This window comes from Tannerella sp., from assembly GCF_052170195.1.
Classification (GTDB): Bacteria; Bacteroidota; Bacteroidia; order Bacteroidales; family Tannerellaceae; genus Tannerella.
Genome location: NZ_JBQNAZ010000009.1, coordinates 52,208 through 72,634 on the forward strand (window position 1 = coordinate 52,208; position 20,427 = coordinate 72,634).

Consider the following 20,427-nt stretch of genomic DNA (forward strand, 5'->3'; position numbering starts at 1 on the left):
GGAATACATGTTTTTTTCGATCATTGTTCCTATATACAACCGCCCGGACGAAGCCCGGGAGCTATTGGAAAGCCTTGCCGAACAGACGTGCAACGACTTTGAACTGGTCTTGGTCGAAGACGGATCCACCTTACCCTGCACGGCCGAAGTCGAGGCTTTCCGCTCGAAATTGACCATCAACTATATCGTCAAGGCAAACTCCGGACGTAGCGATACCCGCAACGTCGGGATGAAGCATGCGAAAGGGGATTATTTGATCTTTTTCGACTCGGACTGCATCATCCCGCCCGATTACTTCGAGACGGTTAAGAGAAACCTGACCGAAGATTATGCCGACTGTTTCGGTGGGCCGGACAGGGAGCATCCATCATTTACGACCACGCAGAAAGCGATCAGCTACGCCATGACTTCTTTCTGGACGACCGGCGGCATACGCGGCGGAAAAACGAATATGGAGAAATTCAAGCCGCGCACGTTCAACATGGGATTTTCGAGAGCGGTTTATGAAAAGGTCGGCGGTTTCAAGGATATGTATGGGGAAGATATCGACCTCAGCATACGTATCCACAAAGCCGGCTTCGTCACGAAGCTCTATCGCCATGCGTTTGTGTATCACAAGCGTCGCGGCGATTTGAAGAAGTTTTACAAACAGGTACATATCTTCGGACAGGCACGCATCAACCTCTATAAGTTATATCCCGATTCGCTCAAGCCGGTGCATACCTTGCCGGCATTGTTCGTTGTCGGGAGTATAGTTATTTTGCTGCTGGCCGTTCTTATTTCACCATGGCTTTTGTTATTTCCTGCGACTTACCTCGTGCTTCTATTTGCCGATGCACTGTTGAAAACGAAAAGTCTCCGCATCGCGGGGCTGTCGGTCGCCGCTTCGTTTATTCAGATTTTCGGTTACGGGCTTGGATTTATCCGTTCTTTTGTCGACAAGATTATACTGAAGCACGGATTGGAAGATTTGGAAACGTTGAAAAGGGTTTACAAATAATCGCTCTTTTGGGAAAGGCGCTTTCCCAGTGGCTGGAAAGGCGCTTTCCCAGTGGCTGGAAAGGTGCTTTCCCAATGGCTGGAAAGGTGCTTTCCCAATGGCTGGAAAGGTACTTTCCCAATGGCTGGAAAGGTACTTTCCCTGTGGGGCAAAAGACGATGTCCGAACGCAAACGGCGCAAACGGCGCAAATGGACGCAAATAACCGCCTTTGTCGTTCCGAACGCCTCCTCTTGTCGTTCCGAACGCGGTGAGGAATCCCGCCCCGGAAAAGAAAAGAGATTCTTCGCTTCGCTCTGAATGACAAAAGAAGTGAAAAGTGAAAACGGACTTTCAACCCTTGCGCCCTTGCAGGCGTTGGATTGTGGACTGATTACTGATAGCTGACCGTTAAACAAAAAACATTGAGACAACTAAACGTCGAAAAGACAAAATCCCCTATTGCGGTTATAGGAATTAGATGTATTTTTGCGTATGGGAAATCAAATATAATTAAAACGAAAAATAATGAACCGCTTTATTCTCATGACGGCTATCCTGTTGACGGCCACCTTATGGGCGACGGCACAGTCGACAACCGCCCAAAAGTTCAAGGCAACGTATCAGAACACTAACCCGACAGACGAAATGCGTATTTTTGCCTACATCGCCGACCCCGACAGCAGCGGCACGAACATACGCCGCATACCGGGCGGAGAGGTGATTCATACGCTCCGCTTCGAGGAAATGGATGAAAAAGCGTATAGCGTAAAGGTGCTTGAGGCGTGGAACGGCTGGTTCCGTATTGATCCCCAAATCGAAGAGTTGACGACCGAAGAGGGAATGGTCGTGCTGGACGGAAAAGAGGCGTGGATTCACGGATCGCTGCTGGCCAACGACACACGCAATTATGGCGAGAACCAGCAGCTGAGGTTCTATACCCGCCCCGACACGAACAGCCCTGTCGCGTTTACGATTCATCAAGAGGAGCAGGTCACGTTTGTCGACATCCGCGTCGGATGGTCGAAGGTTAAGTATGTTTCGCTTGAGGGAAAAGCCTGCGTCGGATGGATACAAAACGAATGGCTGTGCTGTAATCCGCTTACGACGTGTCCGTAAGTCGTTTGCGAACAACCTGCTACATATCTCCCGACCGTCAACCGATAAGCAAGCCATCCTCCCTCCAAACCTTGCCGGCAGATCGTCGACAAAAAAAAAACGATGCCTCCATGCGGTGAAAAACCTCTCTGAAAGTCAATGGACACGGTTCGTTACAACTGGTGCATGAGAAGGCGGAGGTTTCGCACGTAGGGAAATAATACGTACTTTTGCGACCAAAAAAATGGGATGCAGATGTAAATATCTGCGTCGGGGAGAAAAAAGATGAAGCTATTTTTTTTGAGCCTGGCCAGTGGGAGCAGCGGAAACTGTTATTATGTGGGTACATCCGATTACGGTATCCTGATCGATGCCGGTATCGGTATCCGAACCATTAAAAAAGTACTGAAAGACCGGGGCGTCGAATTTGAAAAGATTATGGGAGTACTCGTCACGCACGACCATGCCGACCATATCAAGACGATCGGCTGTCTGGGCGAACGCTGTCATATTCCCGTCTATGCCACCGAGGCCGTACATGAGGGTATCGCCCGTAGCCGGTATGTCGAAGAAACGTTGGTGCATTCGCGCCGCGTGATTGAGAAAGAGGTGCCGTTCATGATCCGTGACTTCCGGATCGAAGCCTTCGAAGTACCGCACGACAGCAGTGATAATGTCGGTTATCTGATTACCTGCGGCAATCATCGCCTGACGGTCGCTACCGATGTGGGACATATCACAGACACGGTCAGCAAATATATACAAATGGCTAATCATCTGGTGTTAGAAGCAAACTATGACGAAGAGATGCTGCGCTATGGAAGTTATCCGGACTTCCTTAAAGAACGTGTGGCCAGTCCGACAGGACATCTGAGCAATCATGAGACAGCCGAGTTCCTGGCAACTCATTATACTCCGGCTTTAAAAAACATCTGGCTTTGCCACCTGAGCCGCGAAAACAACCATCCGGACCTGGCTTACAAAACGGTCGACTTGCGTCTTGCGGCAGAAGGAATACGGGTGGGAAAAGATGTACATCTGACTACGCTCAAACGTATGACGCCTTCCCCTCTCTTCGAGATCGATTCGTGAAATTACTCCAGCAGGTCACGTATTTTAGCGTCGGCGCGCAGTTCTATTTCAGGGGTAAGATTGTCTTTAAGATGTTTCATCAGGATGGCGATCACGGCCAAATCGTCCGTATAACCCAGTCCGGCAATGAAGTCGGGAACGAGGTCGATCGGCAGAATAAAATAGCCTAACGCCCCTACAATGTAGGCCTTGTCACGCAAGGGTACATGTTCGCTTTTCATCATATAATAGAGTAAGAGAACGGGACGCAGCACGCTCGTTCCGGCTTTTCGAGCAATGCGTCGGACTTTACGCCAAAAACGGTTGTCATCGTAATATTTACTGTACGATCCTGTTTCCTCGAGGCGTCGAATGGGCAGATTTTCGTTATTCAATTCGTCCATTTCAGGCTGTTTTTGTTGTTTTGCCAAGGCAAAGATAATACATTATTTTCGGAATAAGGATGAAATAAGGAAGAAAGATTTGCTGGATTCGGAAAACGTGTGTAATATTGGCGACGTTTTTTGAGAATACATTAGAAACATAATAAAAATATTGAACAGACATGGGAGAACACAGATTTCAAGGTGAATGGCCTAAGATCGGAATCCGTCCGACGATTGACGGACGAATGGGAGGAGTGCGCGAATCACTCGAAAAACAGACAATGGATATGGCGAAAAGCGTCGTAAAACTGCTGACGAAAACACTGCATTATCCTGACGGTACACCGGTTGCGTGTGTGATAGCCGATTCGACCATCGGACGGGTGGCCGAGAGCGCCGCTTGTGCCGAGAAGTTCAGGCGTGAGAACGTGGCAGTGACGATTACCGTCACGCCCTGCTGGTGCTATGGCAGCGAAACGATGGACATGGACCCGCACACGGTGAAAGCCGTCTGGGGATTCAACGGAACCGAACGTCCGGGAGCCGTTTATCTGGCAGCCGTGTTGGCAGCTCACGCGCAAAAAGGATTGCCGGCCTTCGGCATCTACGGACATGAAGTGCAGGATGCCGATGCGAAAGACATCCCGGCCGATGTGCGCGACAAACTGCTGCGTTTTGCACGTGCGGCGATGGCCGTCGCTCTGATGCGCGGCAAGTCGTATCTGTCGGTCGGTGCCGTATGTATGGGAATTGCCGGTTCGATCGTCGATTCGAATTTCTTCGAGAATTACCTCGGTATGCGTTGCGAAGGAGTCGATGAGGTCGAAATCATCCGTCGCATGGAGAACGGTATTTACGATAAAGAAGAATATAAAAAAGCGTTGGCGTGGGCAAAGAAAAATTGCAAGCAAGGCGAAGACATCATTAACCGCAAAGACCTGGCAAAGACGAAAGCCGAGCACGAAAAAGATTGGGAGTTTATTGTGAAGATGACCCTGATCGTGCGCGATCTGATGGTGGGTAATCCCAAACTCAAAGCGCTCGGGTTCGGTGAAGAAGCCCTCGGACATAACGCAATTGTCGCAGGTTTTCAAGGGCAGCGCCAATGGACAGACTTCTATCCGAACGGAGACTTTACGGAGGCGATCCTCAACTCGTCATACGACTGGAGCGGTATCCGCGCGCCATTCATTCTGGCCACCGAGAACGACTCGCTCAACGGAGCAGCTATGCTGTTCGGCTATCTGCTGACGAATACGGCACAAATCTTTGCCGACGTCAGAACGTACTGGAGTCCCGAAGCCGTACTGCGTGTAACCGGTAAAAAGCTGACCGGCAAAGCGGCACAGGGAATCATCCACCTGATCAATTCCGGAGCGGCTACCCTCGACGGCTCCGGCCAGCAGAGCGACAAGAAAGGAAAGCCGGTGATGAAACCGTTCTGGGAGATCACGAGAGACGAAGCACAGGCTTGCCTCGACGCTACGACCTGGATGCCTGCTAATCGCGAATATTTCCGCGGTGGGGGCTATTCCTCGAAATTCCTGACCAAAGGAGGAATGCCGTGCACGATGATGCGCTTGAACATCGTCAAAGGCGTTGGCCCCGTACTGCAACTGGCCGAAGGATGGACGGTAGACCTCGACGAGAAATCATTCCGAATCCTCGATGATCGTACCGACAAAGGTTGGCCGACGACGTGGTTCGCACCGCGACTCACCGGCAAAGGCCCGTTCAAGGACGTCTATTCGGTCATGAACAACTGGGGAGCCAACCACGGAGCCATCAGCTTCGGACATATCGGCGCCGACCTGATCACGATGGCCTCAATGCTGCGGATCCCCGTTTGTATGCACAACGTGGAAGAAGACGAGATCTTCCGGCCAGCTTCATGGAACGCCTTCGGTATGGATAAGGAAGGATCCGACTATCGCGCCTGCAGCACTTACGGTCCGCTCTACGGGAAATATTGAACGAAGATCAGGCCATGAAGAAACAGTCGATCTTACATAAGGACGGGGTGAGCTATGTCATCCCGTTCGTTTTAATTACGTTTTGCTTCGCCCTGTGGGGCTTTGCCAACGACATCACCAACCCGATGGTCAAGGCGTTCTCAAAAATATTCCGCACCAGCGTGACCGAAGGAGCGCTCGTTCAGGTCGCATTCTACGGAGGTTACTTTGCGATGGCTTTTCCGGCTGCGATTTTTATCCGTAAATATTCGTACAAAGCCGGCATCCTGATGGGACTTGCGCTGTATGCCGTCGGTGCATTCCTCTTCTTTCCGGCTAAGATGACCGGAAGTTATTACCCGTTTCTGATCGCTTATTTTATTCTGACCTGCGGACTCTCGTTCCTCGAAACGAGCGCTAATCCGTATATCCTTTCGATGGGAACGGAGGAGACGGCCACACAGCGGCTTAACTTCGCCCAGTCGTTCAATCCGATCGGCTCGCTGATGGGGATGTTCGTGGCCATGACATTTATTCAGGCACGGTTAGACCCGATGGATACGGCGCAACGTTCGATGCTCGACGATGCTCGGTTCGAAGCTGTCAAACAGTATGATTTGGGGGTGTTGATCACGCCTTACCTTATCATCGGCGTCGTCATTCTTGCGATGTTTCTCCTGATCTGTTTTGTAAAGATGCCGAAGAACGCCGACCGGTCGCACGCCATCGATTTCTTTCCGACACTGCGACGCATCTTTTCGCGTCCCCGCTATCGTGAAGGGGTGATTGCGCAGTTCTTCTATGTCGGTGTGCAGATCATGTGCTGGACGTTTATCATTCAGTATGGCACACGAATCTTTATGGAACAGGGCATGGCAGAGAAAGATGCCGAAGTGTTGAGTCAGCAATACAACATAGCCGCGATGGTGATTTTCTGTTGCAGCCGTTTCATCTGTACATTTCTGCTGAGGTATCTCAATCCCGGAAAACTGTTGATGATTCTGGCCGTTGCAGGTGGTCTGCTGACGCTCGGCGTCATCGGTTTCCGTGATATCAAGGGGCTATACTGTCTCGTGGGGGTGTCGGCCTGTATGTCGCTGATGTTCCCGACCATTTACGGTATTGCGCTCAAAGGGCTTGGTGAAGATGCCAAGTTCGGAGCAGCCGGGCTGATCATGTCTATTCTCGGCGGATCGGTGCTGCCGCCGTTGCAGGCCGCCATCATTGATCTGGGCACTCTCGGGGGCTTTCCGGCAGTTAATTTGTCGTTCGCTTTACCGCTGGTTTGTTTCGTCGTGATTGCCACCTACGGCCTTCGTACGTTTCGCTCGAGGGAAGTAGCATAACACTAAGACACATCACGGATTGTTTCCCGGAGGTTATCGCTCGCATTTAGTGCCTCCTCTGGGAAACTCCGTTTTTGCAGTGTATAGAAAAATATCGTTGTGCCGTTCACTTGTACTTTAAGTCGTATTTTTTGAAAAGATGGCATATAAACAGGAAAATTTATACATTTGTCCCGTATATGAAATAGTAACGTAGTAAAGAAGCAATGTGGCAAGGTCGTATAAGCTTTGTGCTTTTCACTCTTCTTTACGCCTTAACTATTTTACTGCTTTACTGCATGGAATATTGAATACTTACTTATAAGAAAATAAGAAATACGAAGAATGGGAAAAAAGAAAGTTTTTGTCAGTGGATGTTACGACATGCTACACAGCGGGCACGTTGCTTTTTTTGAAGAAGCAGCCACGCACGGTGACTTGTATGTCGGCATCGGTTCCGACAAAACCATCCATGAACTGAAAGCACGCAAAACGATTCACACGGAAGACGAACGTCTTTACATGGTCAGAGCCCTAAAGAGTGTCAAAGAGGCATGGGTGAACAGCGGTAGCGGAGTGCTTGACTTCGTCGAAGATCTGAAACGCTTGCAGCCGGATATCTTCTTTGTCAACAGCGACGGACATACGCCGGCTAAGGAGCGGCTATGCCAAGAATTGGGCATTCGGTACATCGTCAGTCAACGGATTCCGCACGGCAGTCTGCCCGTTCGTTCAACAACGGCGTTACGGAAAGAATGTCTGATTCCTTATCGGCTTGATCTGGCCGGAGGATGGCTCGATCAACCTTCCGTCAGCAAGTATTGTCCCGGTGCTGTTCTGACAATAAGCATCGAACCGGACTACGAATTCAATGATCGCAGCGGAATGTCGACAAGCTCACGTAAAAAAGCAATCGAATTATGGCAGGCGGATATTCCGGAAGGGGATAAAGAAAAACTGGCGCGTACTTTATTCTGTTTTGAGAATCCGCCGGGAACGAAATACGTCAGCGGCTCACAGGATTCGCTGGGTATTGTGCTGCCGGGATTGAACCGGCTCTACTATAATGGAGACTACTGGCCGGAATCGATCGAATCGATAACCGATCGTGATCTGCTGGGATGGATCGAAGAACGTCTGTGGCTTGTCCCTCTGTCTCCGCGTCATGCCGAATACGACGTACTTGCAGACACACGCATCAACGAATCCGATGCACAGCGCCTGAGTCAGGCGGCCGAAGCATGTTGGCAAGCGTTGAAAGCAAAAGATGTAATCGCTTGGGGAAAGGCAGCATCAGACAGTTTCGAGGCGCAGGTGGCTATGTTCCCCAACATGATCGTCTCCGAAGTGTCTACTGTTTTAGAAACATATAAATCAAAGGTATTGGGATGGAAGATAAGCGGTGCGGGCGGCGGAGGCTATCTCGTTTTCGTCAGTGAGCAGCCTATCGAAAAGGCCATTCAAATACGTATCAGAAGAGGATAACAAGATGAAAGGAATTGTTTTAGCCGGAGGTTCGGGGACACGCCTGTACCCCATCACAAAAGGGATATCGAAACAGATGATCCCTATCTACGACAAGCCGATGATATATTATCCGATATCGGTACTCATGCTGGCCGGTATACGGGATATTCTGATTATCTCCACTCCTTGGGACTTACCCGGTTTTCAGCGTCTGTTAGGCGACGGATCGGACTGGGGAGTCCGCTTCGAATATGCCGAACAGCCTTCGCCCGACGGATTGGCACAGGCGTTTATTATTGGGGCGGATTTTATCGGCAAAGACAATGTTTGCCTTATATTGGGCGATAACATTTTCTATGGACAAAGTTTTACGCAAATGTTAAAAAACGCAGTTTTTAACGTTTGCGAAGAACAAAATGCAACCGTCTTCGGTTATTACGTAAACGATCCCGAGCGATATGGCGTAGCGACGTTCGATAAGCAAGGGAACGTACTGAGTATTGAAGAAAAGCCGGAACATCCGCAATCGAACTATGCCGTTGTCGGACTTTATTTCTATCCGAACGAAGTGGTAGAAATCGCTCGAAACGTTCGACCCTCAGCACGCGGAGAACTGGAAATCACTTCGGTGAATCAGGCTTTTCTGGATCGTGGTCGCTTGAAAGTAGAGCTCCTCGGACGCGGGTTTGCTTGGTTGGACACAGGTACCCATGCTTCTCTGACCGAGGCTTCCTCTTTTGTAGAGGTGATAGAGCGACGACAGGGGTTGAAAATCGCTTGTGTAGAAGAAATAGCTTTCCGGCAGGGCTGGATCGGTACGGATCAGTTGAAAAGAAATGCAGAGCCGATGATGAAAAATCCGTATGGAGAGTATCTGATGAAACTATGGATGGAAAGTCAGAACAGTCTGTAGAACATCCATCAAACACTCGTATGAGAAACGGGAAGACGGATTCATAGATATCGTTGGTGATTAACACAAGAAAGAGTAGCGAAGGCATTGAAAAAAATTCAGAACAAAATACATATTTTATTTGTTTAGAAGAAAAAAAGAATTACCTTTGCCTCGAAATGTGCGTTAGCAAATGTAATAGTATAATATTAATGTATAGGTTATTGTTTAATAAAAAATGAATAGATTATGAAGACTAAGGTATTACTTTTAGCGATGTTATTCGGAGCTGCATTGTCTGTTTTTGCGCAGCAATACCAGCCGCAGGTAGGCTTCAGCACCGAAAACGGTTCGAAAACGAACTTTAAGAAGAACAAGGCAACGGATAACATGTTTATCTCGTTGGCCGGAGGTGGAAACATTTTGTTTGGAGACTTGAACGGCAATGCCGACTTTGCCGATCGTATTGCCCCGTCGGGAGCGATCTCTATCGGTAAATGGTACAACCCATACATGGCCTTCCGTTTGCAAGTGAATGGCGGTAAGATGAAAAATTACAGCTATGTAAAAGATTATAAGAGCGATAACGCACAAGATTTCTGGTGGATCAATCCGCATGTGGACATCATGTGGGATGTAACCAATTTCTGGGCTCCTTACAAAGAATCGAAAGTGTTCCGCTTCATTCCGTTCGTAGGTCTGGGTTACGCACTTCGCCCGGGTTATAGCGACAAGAATAACAACAGTTTCCCGAGAGCTGAGTCTGCATCGATCAACGGTGGTGTTCAATTCATGTTCCGTCTGGGCAAACGTGTGGATTTGTTCCTCGAAGGACAATACACCCTGCTGGGTGAGCACTGGAACTGGGATTCTCACGCACGTCCTCGTTACGACCGTCCGGTACAGGCTATGTTGGGTCTGAACTTCAACCTCGGAAGAAAAGAATTTGAAGTACTTGAGCCGATGGATTACGATTTGCTGAACGACCTGAATTCTCAGATCAACGCATTGCGTGCTGAAAACGCCGAGTTGAGCAAACGTCCGGAATTCTGTCCGGAATGTCCGAAGTGCCCGGAAGTGAAAGAACCGCGTGAAAATCTGCAAAACGTAGTTTACTTCCGTCTGAACAGCGCAAGAATCGACAAACATCAGGAAGTTAGCATCTTCAATACAGCTGAATATGCGAAGAAACACAGCTTGCCGATCAAGTTGGTTGGTTATGCAGACAGAAAGACAGGTAACCCGGACTACAATAAAGGCATTTCTGAAAGACGTGCAAGAGCGGTTGCGAAACAGCTTATCGACAAATACGGAGTCTCTTCCGACAACATCTCTATCGAGTGGATGGGTGATACAGTTCAGCCGTATGCTGAAAATGCTTGGAACCGTGTGGTTATCATGAATACAGATGATAAATAATCAATCTTAAGACTATAACGAAAAAGGCCGGTGGATTTCTTCCATCGGCTTTTTTTTGTCTTTATATTTTCGTAGCTTTGTAACCGTATAAACAACATATGTCTCCGATTGAAAAGATAATTTCTTCTTATAGAACCATGCTGCTGTTGCTCACAGTATATGCCGTGGGGCTCTCGGCGGCTACTTTCATTGAGAAAGCGCATGGTTCGACATTGGCCAAAGTCCTGATCTACTATTCCCCCTTATTTTTTCTCCTTCAGCTGCTACTGATCGCTAACTTCGTGGGTATTATACGAAGGCGTAGATTCATACGGAAGAAGCATTGGAGCATGCTGCTCGTTCATTTTTCATGGGTCGTCATCTTGTCAGGATCCGTCATATCGCATCTGTTCGGTGTAGAAGGCACCATTCATCTGAGAGAAGGAGAGAAGAAGAACCGGATCCATATTCGCTCCAATCACGGACAACGGATGGATCCCTTACCGTTCGAGATCGAACTGGAACGATTTACCTTGACACGTTACCCCGGCTCCATGAGCCCGTCTTCCTATGAAAGTAATCTGCGGGTTTATGTCGACGGGGAGGAACGCAAGGAACGTGTCTTTATGAATAACGTACTCGATGTAAAAGGCTACCGTTTCTTTCAGGCATCGTTCGATCCCGATGAGCGCGGCACGATTCTTTCTGTCAACAAAGACGTGGCGGGACGTAACGTGACGTATATGGGCTATCTTTTACTCATGGTCGGATTTGTCGGGTGTGTGGTGGGACGAAACAGTCGTTTACGCCGGTTGATCAGTCAACTGAAAAATCATACGGCGGTATTTCTCTTCCTGCTCTGCATGTATCCTGCCGGCGTATGGAGCATGCCGGATCGGGCTGCGATAAAGAAGGCGGTCTTGCAAATCCATATTCCGGACGAGCACCTCGCGCGGTTCGGATCGCTTCCGGTACAATCGATGAACGGACGCATGATCCCGGTCCATACATTCTCGTCCGAGATATTGCGCAAATTGCATAAAAAGAGTACAATCGACGGGCTAAGCGCCGATCGTTTTCTGTTGAGTCTGTTGACTATGCCGGAGATGTGGATGTATGTGCCTTTTATGGCGTTACCGGATAACGAACTGGCAGAATATTATGATCTGACAAAAGGTGAATGTGCCTATGCCGAACTGTTTCATCCGGATGGTACGTATAAGTTGCAGGCGCGGATAGAGGAGGCTTACCGAAAAATACCGACGCAGCGATCAGGGTTCGATAAAGACCTCATCAAGCTGGATGAGCAGGTCAATATCTTTCATCAAGTAGCAAACGGACAGCTGCTCCGCATTTTTCCGCATGAGACGGACACCAACAACCGCTGGTATGCTCCGGGAGACGATTTATCGGCATACGGCGGAGCCGATTCGGTGTTTGTTTCGCAGAGTTTTGCAGCATATCTCTCGGAGGTGAGGCGGGCATTGAAGTCGGGCGATTGGAGCAAGGCTGACGATGCGTTGCAGAGGATCAGAAACTATCAGGAAGAAAAGAGTCGTACGATCGACATCGATGCGGACCGCATCCGGTTGGAAGTGATGTATAATAAACTGGATCCGTTCCGTCGATGCAAGATCGGTTATTTATCTTTGGGCGGGATGATGCTATTGCTTTCGTTTATCCTGTTCTTTAAAGATTCCCGATGGATTCGCCGTATACTCGGGGTACTGTCCTTGGGGGTGGGAACAGTCTTTGCGTTTCATATTCTGGGTATGGGATTTCGATGGTTTATAGGAGGGTATGCCCCATGGAGTAACTCGTATGAAACGATGGTTTATATGGCATGGGCTACCGCTTTGGCCGGCTTTTTATTTATGCGCCGCAACCCGATGACTTTTGCATTAGCCACCCTGTTCGCCGGCGTGATCCTGTTCGTGTCGGGGCTGAATTGGATGGACCCGCAGATCAATCCGTTAGTGCCCGTTTTGAAGTCGCCGTGGCTTATGTTTCACGTAGCTGTCCTCATGATGGCTTACGGTTTTTTCGGCATCTCCTGTCTGATCGGAATAACGAGCCTGACGATGATGAGCGTACTCGGAAAAGAGCGGATAAAACATCACGCCCGGTCGTTCCGTGAACTGGGTATCATCAATGAAATCGCTTTACTTGCGGGGCTGATGTTGATGACGACCGGCACTTTTATGGGAGCCGTATGGGCTAATGAATCATGGGGACGTTACTGGGGATGGGATCCGAAAGAGACGTGGGCGTTGATAACGATCGTCGTTTATACGATGGTGAGCCATCTTCATTTATTGCCTCGATGGTATAACCTCTGGTCGCTCAATCTGTGCTCGGTTATAGCCTTTGCTTCGGTATTAATGACGTATTTCGGGGTGAACTATTTCCTGAGCGGCATGCATTCGTACGGACAAAACGACAGTATCCAAGGTCTCTTTATCTATCTGTATATCATTGCCGGCATAGTAGCCGTACTGATTGTCACCGCACGGAAAGGAAGGTTTCTGAAAATGAATCGCATAAAACACAACTTATATGAAACATAAAATCAATCGTACATGTCAGACAGCACTACTGCTGATTCTGGGTCTCATCCATGGCCCGGCACAGAGCGAAACTTTAACGACACTGAGGGGAGTCGCTCCGCTCGAAGTAGACCAACCGTTGGCCGTTGACTCGGTCGACCAGAAAGGCAACTCGTTTAATCATGAGAAGTTACTGAAACTAAATCTGACGGTGCCGGAACAAGCGGCCTTTACCCAGCCATACGAAGCCGATACGGCCGGACTGTTTCATCTCGCTTCAGGAACGGAGAAACCATTTGTACAACTTTTCTCTTTCTATGTGCACGGAGAAGCATACGGAAAAGTGAAGGTGAAGGTCGTTACCCCTGCATTGGCCGAGCTGTTTGTGAATGGCACATCGGTTTCGACAAAGACGACCGCCGAAGAGTCACAAGCTCAGGCGAAGGAGTTATCCGCTACGCTCGCTCCGTATCCGCAGGCCGCCCGGGTGGTAGTTAAGTTATTCTCTCCGTCGGCGACAAACTCGGGGACGACTTTGAAAATAACGCTCGAAAACGACGCGAAGAGTTCGGCCGGATGGTCGGTCTCGCATGATTCGAAACGCCGGATCGTGCTGGACGATATCATTAAGGGAAAACGTGTGAGCGGAACGTCGGTATCTCCGCAGGGAAATTATGTGTTGATTTCCTATACCGAGTCGTATGGAAAGAGAACATCTTACTCCACAGAACTGTACCATGTCCAAACCGGCCGACGGGTAACGATCGATACCGACCGACAAAAGCGCGGTCTACGATGGATGCCGAGAACCGAGCGTCTGGTTTACCATCCGAAAGCAGACGAACGGACACGTCTTATCGCGATCCGGCCGGAAACGCTCGAAGAAGAGATATTAGCCGAAGATATTCCGGAGGAATCGTTCCTGATCTCGCCGGACGAGAAAGCGTTGTTCTACACAAAAGCCGATGAAACGGACGAGAAGCCGGGAAACATTTTCCGCATGTATACGTTGACGGAACGCACCGGACATAAACCGCGCCACGCCTTTATTTATCGTTACGATTTAGCGACGGGACTGACCCGCCAGTTGACCTTCGGGGCACATCACACGCAGTTGAATGACGTGAGCCGGGACGGTCGCTACATCCTGTTCTCGACTACCGAAGAGACGATCACGGAACGACCTTTCCGTAAATCATCCCTGTTCCGTCTCGACCTCAAGACGATGGCGGCCGATACGTTGTGGTGGAAAGATCGGTTCGCATCCTACGCACGGTTTTCGCCCGACGGAAAGCTGCTCTTGATTCTGGGCGCTCCCGAGTCTTTCGGCGGGATCGGGCTGAATGTAGCCGAGGGGCAAATTGCCAACAGTTACGATACGCAGGCTTTTCTGATGGATTTATCGACAAAGAAGATCGAGCCGATCACGAAGGATTTTAATCCGAGCCTGATGAGAGGGCAATGGAGCGCCGACAGCCGGACGATTTACTTTCAGGCGGAAGATGAAGACCGTGTTTGCCTGTATAGATACGATCTGAATACGAAACGATATACGCGTCTGCCATCCGAAGAAGAAGTGGTGAACGGGTTTGAAGTCGCAGAACATGCTCTCGTGCTTGCCTATTCGGGAGTGAGCCTTTCCAACTCGACACGTGCCTATATATATAATGTAAGGACCGGAAGAACGATCCGGATCGCCGATCCTTACCGGCAGCAGCTGTCGCAGCTGACGCTCGGCGAAGTGCAGAACTGGAACTTCATGAATTCGGAGCGTACCGAAATCAAAGGATACTATTACCTGCCCCCTGACTTCGACGCCACGAAAAAGTATCCGATGATTGTATATTATTACGGAGGCACTTCGCCCGTGGAGCGACGTTTCGAAAGCCGTTACCCGATGCACGTTTACGCGGCGATGGGCTATGTCGTGTACGTGCTTCAACCGAGTGGCGCCACCGGGTTCGGCCAGCGGTTCTCTGCCTTGCACGTCAATACGTGGGGGCGGCGTTCGTCGGACGATATCATCGAAGGGACGAAGAAGTTTATCGCCGAACATCCTTTTGTCGATTCCACGAAGATCGGATGTATGGGCGCGTCATACGGAGGTTTCATGACGATGTATCTCCAGACGCGCACGGATATGTTTGCCGCGGCCGTATCGCATGCGGGCATCAGCTCCATCAGCAGTTACTGGGGCGAAGGCTATTGGGGGTATTCGTACAGTACGGCAGCCAGCGCCGGGAGTTATCCGTGGAATAACCGGGAGTTATACGTCGACCAGAGCCCGTTGTTCCATGCCGACAAGATCAAGACACCGATCTTACTCGTTCATGGTACGGCCGATACGAACGTGCCGCCCGGAGAAAGCATTCAGATGTACACCGCCCTGAAGATTCTGGGCAAGCCGGCCGAACTCCTTCAGGTTGAAGGAGAGAATCACCAGATCCTCGATTACGAGAAACGCCTGAAATGGAACGAATCGATCTTCGCGTGGTTCGAGAAATGGCTGAAAGGAGACGCTTCGTGGTGGAACGATCTCTATCGGGATTGAATTGGGAATGGAGAATGAATAGAATTAGCAGGAATGTTTTATTTATAAATGATTCGATATGAAAGCCAATTTTACAGTCAGCACAATCCGCCGGATGAAAATGCTTGCTCTGACAGCGCTGTTCTTCCTGATGCTGTCGGGGTGTTCCATTTTCAGGAGTTCGTCCCGATTCCGGAACGAAGACATCAAGCTGGGAGTTAGCAAAGCGTTTATTTTGGAAAAATACGGTAAGCCTTTTAAGGAAGAACTGTACATGGAAGATGGTGATACGATTGAAGTGTTATGCTACAAGGAAGGTCTTTATGCGAGCCTGAATGAGCACATGGTAAGCACGTTTTTCGTTTTCAGAAATGGGAAACTTGAGAGGAAAGAACAGACAGATGAATTAGTTAAACGTAATAATGAGTAAAATGAGACAAACAAAGATTCTGCCAAAAATGAAAACGGCCGGCGCGTGGGGCTTCCTGATGCTCGCCATCGTGGCAACGGCCTGCAAGCGCAGCGGCGGACAGGAGGGCGGTCAGCCTTCATCCTTACAAAATCTGACACAGTATGTCGATCCGTACATCGGGACGGGCGATCATGGGCACGTATTCGTCGGGGCGAACGTTCCGTTCGGGCTCGTACAGGTGGGCCCGACGAATTACAGTCAGGGGTGGGACTGGTGCTCCGGTTATCATATCACGGACTCGACGATTATCGGGTTTGGACAGATGCACCTGAGCGGGACGGGTATCGGCGACCTCGGCGATATCTCGTTGATGCCGGCCGTGGGCGAGGTGAAACTGACACGCGGCGACCTGAGCGATCCCGCTTCGGGCATCTATTCGCTGTTCAGCCGATCGACGGAGAAGGTACGCCCCGGTTATTACGCCGTGCGGCTGGATCGCTTCGGCATCGATGTGGAGCTGACGGCTACGAAGCGCGTCGGATTTCATAAGTTCACCTTCCCCAAATCGGCCGATGCCCAAGTGATTTTCGACCTTGAGCACGGCATCGGGTGGGATCGCCCGGTCGATGGCGTCGTCATGCAGGAGAATGATACGACCGTATCGGGTTATCGTTGCTCGCAGGGATGGGCTCACGATCAGCGCATCTATTTCACGGCCGTCTTCTCGAAGCCGCTCAAAGGCTTCCGGCAGGAGCGGAAAGAACTGAAAGAGGGTGCATCGGCAGCGTACGGACAGGCGTTTTTCGAGACGGAAGATAACGAGACGGTCTACGTGAAAGTAGCCCTCTCGCCCGTGAGCGCCGAGAACGCGAAGATGAATCTGCAGGCCGAGCTGCCGGGCTGGGACTTTGAAGGCACAGCGGCTCAGGCCGACAAGGCGTGGAACGAGGAGCTGAACAAGGTGGTGATCGATGCCGACGAACGCACGAAGCGCATCTTCTACACCGCGCTCTATCATACGATGATTGCTCCGTCGGAGTTCTGCGATGTCAACAAGGACTATTTCGGGACGGACAAGGCCGTGCACCCTCAGGCCGAATTTACGAACTATACAACCTTCTCGCTGTGGGACACCTACCGTGCGGCACATCCGCTGATGACGCTGATTCACCCCGAGAAAATGTCGGATATCGTCCGCACCATGCTGGCGATTTATCAGGAGCAGGGCAAACTGCCCGTCTGGCATCTGATGGCGAACGAAACGGATTGCATGGTCGGTAATCCGGGCATCTGCGTGGTAGCCGATGCCGTGCTGAAAGGGTTCGACGGATTCGATAAGGAACTGGCCTTCGAGGCGATGAAGACCTCGGCAATGCTCGATGAAAGAGGCCAGGGCTACATAAAGGAATACGGCTATATCCCCTTCGACAAGGAAGTGGAGTCGGTAGCCAAAACCATGGAGTACGCGATTGCGAACTGGAGCGTGGCGCAAGTAGCCAAACAGATGGGTAAGGAAGAAGATGCCGCCTATTTCACGAAGCTGAGCAAGGCTTATACGCATTATTTCGACCCGTCGACCGGGTTTATGCGCGGAAAAGACTCGAAGGGGAATTTCCGTACACCGTTCGATCCGTTCCACTCCGTGCACCGCGAGAACGATTATACCGAGGGAACGGCATGGCAATACACGTGGCTCGTACCGCACGATGTGGAAGGACTGGTCGCACTGTTCGGCAGTCGCGAAGCCTTTGAGCAGAAGCTCGACTCGCTCTTCATCGTCTCCGGCGATATGGGTGCGGATGCTTCGCCCGACATCAGCGGACTGATCGGCCAGTATGCGCACGGCAACGAGCCGGGCCATCACGTGCTCTACCTCTATTCGTGCATCGGTAAGCCCGCCAAGACGGCCGAGAAAGTGCGTTTCGTGCTCGACAGCCTTTATTCCGACCGTCCCGCGGGACTTTGCGGCAACGAGGACGTCGGTCAGATGTCGGCTTGGTACGTCCTGTCGGCCCTCGGCATGTATCAGGTAGAACCTGCCGGCGGACGTTACTTCTTCGGCAGCCCCGTGGTGAACGAAGCCACGCTGCAAGTCGGCAACGGCAAGACGTTTCGGATCGTCGCCAAGAACAACAGCGCGGCGAATAAATACATCCGGTCGGTTACGCTGGACGGCGCTCCGTATGATAAATCGTACATCGACTTCGCCGCGATAACGGCCGGCGGAGCGCTGGAGTTTACCATGGGAGCCGAACCGGCAGAGCGATAACCGGCACAGAGAGGAAAGATCGAAAAAAGCAGAGGCTGCTTCGACTCGTTTATCGAGGGGAGTAGCCTCTGTTGTTATTCACGTTGTTACGGGTGCCGAACGTCACAAGCCGGCGTATACGTGCTTATGCGGATGCCGCATACGTGCTTATGAGGGCATCTCATACGTACCTATGGGGATGCCCCATACGTGCCTATGGGGAATCGTTGAATGGTTGGCTGATGACTGACCGACAAACCAAAAACATCCGAAGGACTGAATGCTGACCGCTGACGACTGACCGCTGTAACCGGCCCAATGCGGAATTTGCGTCAGAATGGCCCATAAAAGACATTTTTTTGTAAGTTTGCATCCCAAAAACGTAAACGAATGAATATTTCTTCAAGAACGAAAGTACTTGTTATTATATTGCTTGCTATCCCCTTTCTGCTCTTTGCGCAAGGCGAAGACGAAGATTGGCGCGAACGGATGAAATTGCTGATTTATACCCCACGTTATTTCGGGCCGAATGCTTTCCCGATTTCGGAACTGCGGAGCGGTCGTATCGGTACACGCTGGGAGCTGGAACTGAGAGGAGAGTATCATGACTATACGGGCGATAAGACGAGCGATCTCTTCGCCCGGCTCTTTATACCGATAGCTCATGGCAAGGCGGGGGTGGAAATAGCCGGAGTCGTCACGGAAAATTACGAGACGACGGAGGCTGTGAAGCTCGAGCGTCGTGCCGCGGAAACGAAACCTCCCTTCCGCTGTTACGGCGACGTGCTGATTCATTCGTTCTATCAGGTGCTTCGTAGCGATCGCTGGTGTGACTTGATGGTGAGCGCCAACCTGAAAACGGCTAGCGGGAGCCGCCTGGCCGATGCCCGTTATACGGACGCGGCGTCGTACTGGTTCGATCTGACGGCAGGCCGCAACCTGCTTCAAAATGCTGACGGATCGGCAGCGCTGCGCTTGCAGGGACTGCTCGGCTTCTATTGCTGGATGACGAACGACCTCGTGCATCGCCAGAACGACGCCTTGCTCTACGGCATCGGGATGAGCGCGAAATTATACAACGTATCGCTCGCGGCCGATTATTCGGGATTCTACGGCTACAAAAACAACGGCGATTATCCGGTTACTTTGCGCACCAAATTTGAATACGAGATTAAAAAGAACATCATCTCCATACGCTTTAAGCACGGAATGTACGACAATCTGTACGACAGCTATTCGTTAGCCTATATCCGGTGTTTTTAGTAGCAAAGGGAGGCTGCTCCCAAGATGCCCGGATGTTCGAGTTTGGAAAAGAATAGCTGCAAACGTTCCATCGAGTGGCTGTATGCAAACGTTTTCAGATGAGCGTACATCGACTCCTCATACAGTTCGTGCGCTTCTGCAACGGAACCGCCGAAAACGATCATCTGCGGGTCGATGGTCAATACAACCATCATGACGGCTTCGGCCAGATGCTTCCCGAGCTCCCGGTAGGCTTGCAACGCTTCGGCATCGCGGTCGCACGCGCGCTGATACATCTCTTTACCGTCTGCCCCATACACGTTTTTGAAAAACGAGCCGCTGGCATAGTATTCGAGCACCTGATCCTTGTAAGGTAACATCCCGAACTCGCCCGAACCGCAATTGGCATCCGAAAGCAGACGTCCCTGCTGGATGATTCCTCCACCCAGTCCTGTTCCAACCGTCAGTCCGACAAAATGTTCGAAATCCCGTCCTACTCCGAAATGACGTTCGCCCAAAGCGAAGCAGTTCGCGTCATTATCTATATACACAGGAACCCGATACGTTTCTTCAAGGATTTTCTTGAGTTCCACTTTCTCCTCCCAATGCGGGATATTCATCACATGATAGACGATTCCCTGTGCTCTGTCCACCATGCCGGGCACACCGATACCGATCGCCTCGACAGGCTGCCCTTCCGTCACCGTTTCGACGACCTCTTTGATTGCGTCAATTACTGCATATTCGTCTTTTGTGTTGCGAGGAGTCTGTCTGCGGGTCTGTGCCACCAGCGTCTCGTCAACGATTCGTCCGCCTCGTATTTGAGTGCCTCCCAGGTCTATTCCAATATAAGTAGCCATCGTTTCTCTTCTTTTGTATGTT

16 protein-coding genes are annotated in these 20,427 nt (G+C 50.5%); 14 read left to right on the forward strand and 2 right to left on the reverse strand.

What is annotated here, in order from left to right:
* Positions 1–7 precede the first annotated feature (7 nt).
* The 4 genes from ACTTKA_RS04280 to ACTTKA_RS04295 all read left to right on the forward strand — a co-directional run bounded on the left by ACTTKA_RS04280 (position 8) and on the right by ACTTKA_RS04295 (position 3,168).
* Positions 8–1,000, forward strand: a complete 993-nt coding sequence (locus tag ACTTKA_RS04280) for a glycosyltransferase (protein ID WP_442714101.1) — start codon at positions 8–10, stop codon at positions 998–1,000.
* Between the two features lie 74 nt (positions 1,001–1,074).
* Positions 1,075–1,299: a hypothetical protein gene (locus ACTTKA_RS04285; RefSeq protein ID WP_442724101.1), complete on the forward strand. Its 225-nt coding sequence runs from the start codon at positions 1,075–1,077 to the stop codon at positions 1,297–1,299.
* 207 nt (positions 1,300–1,506) lie between these two features.
* On the forward strand, positions 1,507–2,097 hold the full coding sequence (locus ACTTKA_RS04290; RefSeq protein ID WP_442724102.1) for an SH3 domain-containing protein: 591 nt from the start codon (positions 1,507–1,509) through the stop codon (positions 2,095–2,097).
* 264 nt (positions 2,098–2,361) lie between these two features.
* A complete protein-coding gene (locus ACTTKA_RS04295; protein ID WP_442724103.1) occupies positions 2,362–3,168 on the forward strand; it encodes an MBL fold metallo-hydrolase in 807 nt (268 codons plus the stop codon).
* A 2-nt stretch (positions 3,169–3,170) separates the two neighbouring features.
* On the opposite strand, the gene ACTTKA_RS04300 is transcribed toward ACTTKA_RS04295, so the two are convergent.
* Complete coding sequence (locus ACTTKA_RS04300) at positions 3,171–3,551, reverse strand: YkvA family protein (protein WP_314694939.1); 381 nt, start codon at positions 3,549–3,551, stop codon at positions 3,171–3,173.
* Positions 3,552–3,712: 161 nt separating this feature from the next.
* Between ACTTKA_RS04300 and ACTTKA_RS04305 the strand changes: the two genes are divergently transcribed.
* The 10 genes from ACTTKA_RS04305 to ACTTKA_RS04350 all read left to right on the forward strand — a co-directional run bounded on the left by ACTTKA_RS04305 (position 3,713) and on the right by ACTTKA_RS04350 (position 19,566).
* Entirely contained in the window at positions 3,713–5,506 is a 1,794-nt protein-coding gene (locus tag ACTTKA_RS04305; protein WP_314694940.1) for an L-fucose isomerase, read from the forward strand.
* A gap of 14 nt (positions 5,507–5,520) precedes the next feature.
* Positions 5,521–6,831, forward strand: coding sequence for an L-fucose:H+ symporter permease (gene fucP / locus ACTTKA_RS04310; protein WP_442724117.1), 1,311 nt, complete (start codon positions 5,521–5,523; stop codon positions 6,829–6,831).
* 324 nt (positions 6,832–7,155) lie between these two features.
* Positions 7,156–8,295, forward strand: coding sequence for an adenylyltransferase/cytidyltransferase family protein (locus tag ACTTKA_RS04315; protein WP_442724104.1), 1,140 nt, complete (start codon positions 7,156–7,158; stop codon positions 8,293–8,295).
* Positions 8,296–8,299: 4 nt separating this feature from the next.
* Positions 8,300–9,190 (forward strand): glucose-1-phosphate thymidylyltransferase RfbA, encoded by an 891-nt coding sequence (gene rfbA, locus ACTTKA_RS04320; RefSeq protein ID WP_442724105.1) that lies wholly within the window; start codon positions 8,300–8,302, stop codon positions 9,188–9,190.
* 228 nt (positions 9,191–9,418) lie between these two features.
* Positions 9,419–10,588, forward strand: a complete 1,170-nt coding sequence (locus ACTTKA_RS04325) for an OmpA family protein (protein ID WP_442724106.1) — start codon at positions 9,419–9,421, stop codon at positions 10,586–10,588.
* A gap of 98 nt (positions 10,589–10,686) precedes the next feature.
* On the forward strand, positions 10,687–13,134 hold the full coding sequence (gene ccsA / locus ACTTKA_RS04330; protein WP_442724107.1) for a cytochrome c biogenesis protein CcsA: 2,448 nt from the start codon (positions 10,687–10,689) through the stop codon (positions 13,132–13,134).
* Positions 13,124–15,664, forward strand: a complete 2,541-nt coding sequence (locus tag ACTTKA_RS04335) for a S9 family peptidase (protein ID WP_442724108.1) — start codon at positions 13,124–13,126, stop codon at positions 15,662–15,664. The genes ccsA and ACTTKA_RS04335 overlap by 11 nt, the downstream gene beginning before the upstream one ends.
* Before the next feature lie 58 nt (positions 15,665–15,722).
* Entirely contained in the window at positions 15,723–16,073 is a 351-nt protein-coding gene (locus ACTTKA_RS04340) for a hypothetical protein (RefSeq protein ID WP_442724109.1), read from the forward strand.
* Position 16,074: 1 nt separating this feature from the next.
* Positions 16,075–18,324, forward strand: a complete 2,250-nt coding sequence (locus ACTTKA_RS04345; protein ID WP_442724110.1) for a GH92 family glycosyl hydrolase — start codon at positions 16,075–16,077, stop codon at positions 18,322–18,324.
* 369 nt (positions 18,325–18,693) lie between these two features.
* A complete protein-coding gene (locus ACTTKA_RS04350) occupies positions 18,694–19,566 on the forward strand; it encodes a hypothetical protein (RefSeq protein WP_442724111.1) in 873 nt (290 codons plus the stop codon).
* On the opposite strand, the gene ACTTKA_RS04355 is transcribed toward ACTTKA_RS04350, so the two are convergent.
* Positions 19,563–20,405 carry an ROK family protein gene (locus ACTTKA_RS04355; RefSeq protein WP_442724112.1) on the reverse strand — a complete coding sequence of 281 codons (843 nt, stop codon included), beginning with the start codon at positions 20,403–20,405 and terminating at the stop codon, positions 19,563–19,565. The two genes, ACTTKA_RS04350 and ACTTKA_RS04355, sit on opposite strands and share 4 nt — an antisense overlap.
* Positions 20,406–20,427: the final 22 nt, after the last annotated feature.